This window comes from Oscillospiraceae bacterium, assembly GCA_031265355.1.
Taxonomy (GTDB): Bacteria; Bacillota; Clostridia; order Oscillospirales; family UBA929; genus JAIRTA01.
The window spans coordinates 1-6,949 of sequence record JAISCT010000067.1; the positions used below are offsets into that span (position 1 = coordinate 1).

A 6,949-nucleotide genomic window follows, 5' to 3' on the forward strand; every position below is an offset into this window, starting at 1 on the left:
TCGTAACCAGAGACGGACGTGGCGTCCGGGAACGCGCTCAGGTCACCCTGCGCGCTCACGTCGTACTGCTTGTACTGCGCGTACCGGTAGAGGATCGTGGCCACCTGCTCACGCGTCACCTGGCGCAGCGGCGCAAACAGGCCGCCGCCCACGCCGTTCACAACGTCGTGCTCCGCCGCCCAGGCCACCGCCTGCGCGTAGTAGGCACCCGCCTCCACATCGTCAAACGGCGCCGCTGCCGTGGGGGCGGGGGATCCCTCGATCCGCCACAGCACCGTGACGATCATGCCGCGCTCGGTCCGGATGTCCGGCGAGAATTTGTTCGCGGAGGTACCGTTCATCCAGCCGGCCTTGTAGGCGTATTCGATATCCTCATAGCCCCAATGCCCGGCGACGTCGGCAAACGGCGTCTCGTTGGGCGTCGTGTCGGTGCCGTCATCCGCCGTCCACTTGGCATACAGCGTGATGCTCGCCGTGACAAGCGTGCTGAAGTTGTAGGCGGTCGTCCCCGCCGCGTCCGTGTACCAGCCGTCGAAGGTGTAGCCCTCGCGCGTCGGGTCCGCGGGCTTTGTCGCGGCGCGGCCGCTCGTCACCGTCTGCGCAGTCACGGCGCTGCCGCCCTGGCTGTTGAAGGTCACCCGATAGGTGGTAACCGGGGAACCACCGCTAGAGCTGCTGGAAACGGTCCAATTCGCCGTGAGCGTCACGTCCTCATAGAGGATCTGCGCGGCGTCAAACGGCGTGGCGGAATTCGTCGTATACCAGTGGTTAAAGGTGGCATTCGTACGCGTTGGCGTCGGCAGCGGCGTCGCGAGCGTTCCGCCGTAGGGCACCTCCTGAGATGCCACAGCGCTGCCGCCATTTGCGTTAAATGTGACGGTGACAGTGGTCTGCTTGGTAAACAGCCAGCCGGTCAACGCGGCGAAGTCGTCGCCCTCCATGCAGAGGATCTCGACATCGTGCGGCTTGACATCCACATCCTCAGATGTGAGTTCCGTCGACTGGTACTCTTTGAACCAGAACATCGGCGCAGCCTCTTCCAGGGTCTTACCTGCCGCAGCTAGGATAGCGTCCCGCAATGCACGGGACTGTGTCGTCTTACCGCCGTTTTCTGTGGTGTCGCTGCTGTTGAGCGGATCGCCGACACTGTGGATGATGGCGAACGGTTTTCCCGCCAGCAACGCCGCGAAGTCCGCATCCACATCCTCCGCAGTCACGGATGTGCTGTCCGGATCGTCCACAAATTCTTGCGCGATGCTGCCCGAGAGCGAAACGGCCGCGGCAAAGAAATCCGAATACGCCGCATAGGTCCGCTGGACATTCTTACCGCCCATCGATTTGCCGATCAGGTACACGCGCTTGGGGTCGACGAGTCCCCGGTCGATCATCCGCTGGATCAGTGCGATGGACTGCTCCGTCGTCACCCACTGGTTTTCAATGGCGTCGCCCGCGTCCGGCACCGATTCGTTTTGCGTCGTGTATACAGGCGCCAGCACATAGGCCGGGTTCGCGTCCTCTTCCGCGAAAGCCACGGCCATCCGGTTCGCGTACAGGACACCCTGGTCGCCGGAACCGTGCATCACCAGAACCAACGGTTTGGGCTCAATGCCCGTCACATTGCTTCCATCGTACGCAACGGTACCCTCCGGGGAATAGAGGTAGTAATCGAATTCCCCTTCGTTCTTCGCGGAGACCTGTACGAAGTCGTCGGCCACTGCGGCTGTGGTGTCGCCGGCCTTCTCCCTATCGATCGTAAAGTCAATTTCGCCGTTTGCGCTCTTCACTGTGAAGTCCTTCACGTAGTAATACTTCTTAAATCCGCCAAATGTCTCATCCACGCCACTGGCCGGATCACCCGGCGTCAGATAGCCCTTGATGGGCGCCAGCGTGAGCGTCAGCTTCTTGCCGTCCACCGCGACGCCCGTGATGGTCGCCTCGAACGGGACCGTGGTGTCCGTCCGGTACTCACCGCTGGATAGCTGCCGACTGCTGTAGTTGTAAGTGTTGCCGGTGATCTTGGAACCCACGAAATCCGCCGGGGCGTCGATGCCGTCCAAGGCGTCCTCGTCGTTCACATAGATCTCAAGGGTGTCTATCGTGTGCCCACGCGGCGGCGTATGGGTGTTCACGCGGATGTAGTCGATGTTGCTGTTGATGCCGCCCCGCTTCTGGGCAAACATCCACGCGAAGTGCCGGGGGTCCTCCATGCTCATGATCTCATTGTCGTGCGGCTTCTCGATGCCGTGCGCGAGCATCTCTTCCGGCGTGTACTTCGTCAGCTTCGCCTTGTAACTGCCGGCTGCCACCAGCGCGTCATAGTAGTTTTGGCTTTCTACAACCAGAGGATCCTTTTCGCCGACGATGAACCAGGCCGGCAGATCCTTCAGCACAGCTGCCACGTCCGCGTAAGTGTAAGTACCGGCCTGGTTTGCTGCGGCTGTACCGCACAACGGCATCATGGCCGCGAAGAAATCCGGATGCAGATGGGCGATCTTGATCGTGTTACCGCCGCCCATCGATTTGCCCTCGATGTACACGCGGTCTGGATCGACCAGCCCGTCGCCAATCATCTCCTCAATCAGCGCGATGGTTTTTACGATGACCTCGTCCTGAATCTCACCGGTGCTCACGGCGCTGTTGTTTGGCATCTGCGGGTAGACAGGCGACAGGACATAGGCGGCCTGCACATCCTGCTCCGCCCACGCGAGCGCCACCCGGTTGGCCAGCGTCGACATGTGGTCGCCGGAGCCATGGTTCGAAAGTACCAACGGCAGCGGGGCGACCGCGTCGGGGTCCGACGGCGTGTAGAGGAAGTAATTGAAATCGGTCACATCCGCACCGCTCTTCACCGTTTTGACATAGACAAACTCGTCCGCCGTCGGCGTGACAACCGTCACGGCGCTGTTGTCAAAGCTGCCGTAGGATGTCGGCGTCTGCTGGTTGGTGAAGGAGAGCGCCGGCAGGGCGGCACAGGTGAGGGTGTAGTCTTGCACGTAGTACAGCTTGTAATTCACGTCGGTTTCTTCATTGGCGGTATCTTGGTCGGTCGTCACATGTGGAGCCACCGAGATCGTGACAGTGTCTTCTTCCACCGCGACGTCTGTCACCTCGAAGGCAAAGGGAACGATATTGCTCTGCCGGTAGGCCATCGGGTCCGCGAAATCCGCGCCCACAAACTTGCCGTCCCAAGCACTGGTGTGCCCTTCCAGTACAAAGTCCTCCACGGTGAGCTCGTCCTCCAAAATTTCGGGATCGTCCACCGTGATCACAATGGTCTCTATCTTCTGGCCGTCGCCGTGCACCGCAGCGTTCACCACAATGCTCGTCAGGTCGTCGGGCGTCTCGGGCTGCAGGCGCCAGCGCGCCGTGAACGCGGCAGGACCGGTGATCGCAACCACATCACTCGCATCGTGCAACCGGCCGTCGTCGCCGGACCACGCCACAAAGTCATAGCCGTCCCTAGTCGGCGCCGGCAATTCCTCTGTTTCGCCTTCCGTTTTATACACCAGTTCCATCCCATGCTCCAGTTCCCTAGCCGGGATGTCCAGGAGGTATTTCACAGGATAATTCTGCAGCCATTTCGCATAGAGGACCGTGTCGGCCGTGTCGACCGTGTCGACAAAATCCCAAGGTGTCGTACCCGCCGCGTCTGTGTACCAGCCATCGAAGGTATACCCGTGTCTTGTGGGCGCCGCCGGCTCAGTCACAGTCGCGGCCGCCGTCACCTCCGCGGCCTGGACAAATGAACCGCCCTGACTGTTGAAGGTTACACCGAACTTCCCCCCCTCGACAACCGTCCACGTCGCCACCAATGTGACGTCCCCCGTGACGGGGTCCGCGTCCACATCGAACACACCGCCGTTCACCGTTCCAAGATTCCACGATGCAAAGAGAGAGCCTGCCTTGGTGGGTGGCGTGACAGCGCCGACACGGCCACCCACGCGGACGGTCTGGGCAGCAACAGCGCCCGTGCCGCCGTTTATGTCAAACGTGACGGTGGCCGTCTCGCTCGTCTTGCCAAACAGCCAGTCGATAGGCTTCACGGTTCCGGATGTCGGAGTCGTCACGCCACCGACCAGCTCGGTCGTGACATCTGGATCTTCATAATTCCCCAAAACCTCCGGCAGGTTCTGCAGCGGGCGCAGCCAGATCCAGTGGTCGTTGTAATCGTTGTCGCCGTCGTTTTCCACACCGTCGACCTGGTCAGGGTGCGTGTAGAGCACTTCCCGCACATCCAGCTGTTTCAGTGCTTCGATCGTATTCCACGTTGAGGGCTGACGCACCGTGGGATCGTCCTCAGCCTGATAGAACCACAGGGGGATACCTTTGATGGACGCCAGCTCGGCGTCGCTTATCAGCCTGTCGACACCCTCACGGAAATAGGACAAAGACGGGCAGTCCACGATGGCGCCCGCGAAGGGCACTGCCCCAGCAGTGTTCTCGGAGTAGATAAGTTGGGACAGCGTCTGCGCGCCGCCGTTGGAACAGCCTGACACATAGATCCTGGCTTCGTCGATGAAAAGGTCCTCATCGGCGATCAAGTCTTTCAGTAGCGCGTCGATACGCGCGTCGTCGGTCTTGGTCGAGCCCCAATCCCAGCCGCCGGCCGTCATCGTGCCCTTGATGTCGCCCTGCGGCGCGAGTACGTAGGCGTCGAGATTCGGATCCGCCCGCGCGGCCTCCACCCAGCCGACGCCGCCCATGTTGGCCAAAATCTGCGCGCCGCTGTAGACCTCTTCGCCCTCGGCATTCTTATAGGTGCCCTCGCCGCCGCCGTGCAACCAGAGCACCATAGGCTTGGAGGCATCTCCTGCGGCACTGTCCGGGCTGTAGAGTTTGTAGTGCAGGCCCTCGTGCTCGCCGTCCTCGAACTCGTCCACGACACGGTTTCTGACGCCGCTTGGCCCGGCCGGGTTTGCGTATACGCCGTCCGCGACCAGCCCCGTGCCCTCAACGGCCGCTTCCACCGTGATCACATATTCGAGATCAAGCGATTTGTTACGCCCCTCATATGTCAGCGTCGTCGCCTGCTCTCCGTCTTCAACCAGGGTCAACTCGAAGCCGTGTTTCAGCTCCAGGATGAGGTACCGCCCCGTCAGGGCCGGCGTCCCCGCATCCTCCGTCGCGCTGAGATATGCACTCGTGACGGTGCGCTCGCCTTCGTACTTGACGGCGCCTTCAAACGTGGTGCGCGCCGTGACGGAGAAACTCTCTGTGGGCAAACTTGTCAACGTGACAGTCTTTTCCTCGCCCAAATCAATGGCTACGGCAATGGCTTCCTGCCCGTACTCGAACACCTGGGTGATAACGACAGCGTCCAGCGACGCGCCATCCGGTGGCGCCGCGAAGGAAATCATCCCCAGCGTCAGGACAGACAACACCAATGCGAGACAAAGTCCCAGTGAAAGCGCGCGTTTTCCAGCTTTTTTCATACCCAAAAATCCTCCTTATTTGGTTGCAGTTTGTCTTATGGACATCTCGTGAGGTCTCCTCCGCCGGCCCTGCCCCCAGATAAAACCGGAGCCGGCCGGCCCGTTTGGCAGTATTCTGTGGTGCTCTAATTCATAGGATTTTGCTTCTATATCATCTCATCGCATCACCTCCTTGTGGGCGATCTTCAAATCGATTTTTTCCGCAGCGGTGCGGCCATTTTTCTGGCCGTTCTTTTTCCGCTGTGCGCGGGCTTCGCCGTCATTCTAACCTCAAGCCCGACCGCATCAAGATCCGTTTTTGGTATCTCTGTTAATGTATACCTTGCTAAATATCATAATTTCTGACTCTTAACCCATATTCTATTACACACTAGCGGCAATGTCAATAGGATCATCATTTTCCATCTTCTCGCTTTGTTCACTTTGATAACACAAAAGCAATTTGGAAGATAAATCGGTGTGTTTTCTCCCGTTCTGACAAGGTATACCTTATCAGGGCAAGCATTTTTCATGGCCATTCTGCGCATTTTTATCACTTCTTTTTTCATATCGGCGCATTTTTCGGTGTGTTCGTGCCATTAGGGGCACGCCGTAGAATGGATATATAGGAAGCCCAAAAGTACAAATTCGTGTGAAAAGGGAGGAGATAACGCAAGCGGAAGCAGAAAAAGACCCCGTTCGAGAGGCGACCGGTCCCGAAAAACCGGTGGGACGGTGGATGAAAGAAAGGAGGTCATGGCAAAACGCGAAGGAGCACCACAGTACGGTGATGAAGTGCAACACACAGTGTCTGTAAAAACAAATCAGGAAGGAACATACAACATGAAAAAAACACAACTTTCCGGCAGACTCCTGCCCTTGGCGCTCGTGGCCGCCATGCTTGTCTCCCTATTCGTTGGGCTGACGCCGGCCGTGGCCGCTTCGGACATCGCTCCCTTGGCGGTGTCGGTGAAACCTTTTACCCCGGCGTATGATTTTCAGGACGATACCAAAGACATGGGCACCCGCTTGAATAACCTGATCGGCCAACTGACCTTGGAGGAGAAGATCGCCGGCGGTGGCACCATCAACCGTCTCGGCGTCAACGGCGGCCGGGCCGGCGGCGGCGAGGGCCTGCACGGCGTCGCCGGTTCGCAGGCCACGGTGTTCCCCAGCTCGCTGGGCCTCTCACAGACCTGGGATGATGCATTGTTGGAGAAAATTGGAGACATCATCGCCAAGGAGTCGGAGGCCGGCGCTGCCGGCGGCATTTCCCGCCTGACGCCGGTACTCGACCTGCTACGCGACCCGCGTTACGGGCGCGCCTACGAGACCTACGGCGAGGACGCCTTCCTCACCGGCAGTCTGGGCACCGCGATCGGCAAGGGTATGACGAGCAGGACGGAAGCCGACAACGGCCAGGAGTACTTACAGTTCCTCCCGAACGTCAAACACCCGCTGGCCTACAACAACGAGATCAACCGGCTGTGGACGAACAGCTCTTTCACACCGAGAAATACCTATGAATATTACATCAA

General features: G+C 59.4%; 2 protein-coding genes. One reads left to right on the forward strand and one right to left on the reverse strand.

Annotation, left to right across the window (positions count from 1 at the left end):
• A partial coding sequence (locus LBK75_10045) for an InlB B-repeat-containing protein (protein ID MDR1158621.1) occupies positions 1 to 5,432 on the reverse strand: 5,432 nt, incomplete at its 3' end.
• Between the two features lie 822 nt (positions 5,433 to 6,254).
• Here LBK75_10045 and LBK75_10050 point away from each other — a divergent pair.
• Positions 6,255 to 6,949 (forward strand): hypothetical protein (locus LBK75_10050; protein MDR1158622.1); only part of this gene is annotated, 695 nt, incomplete at its 3' end.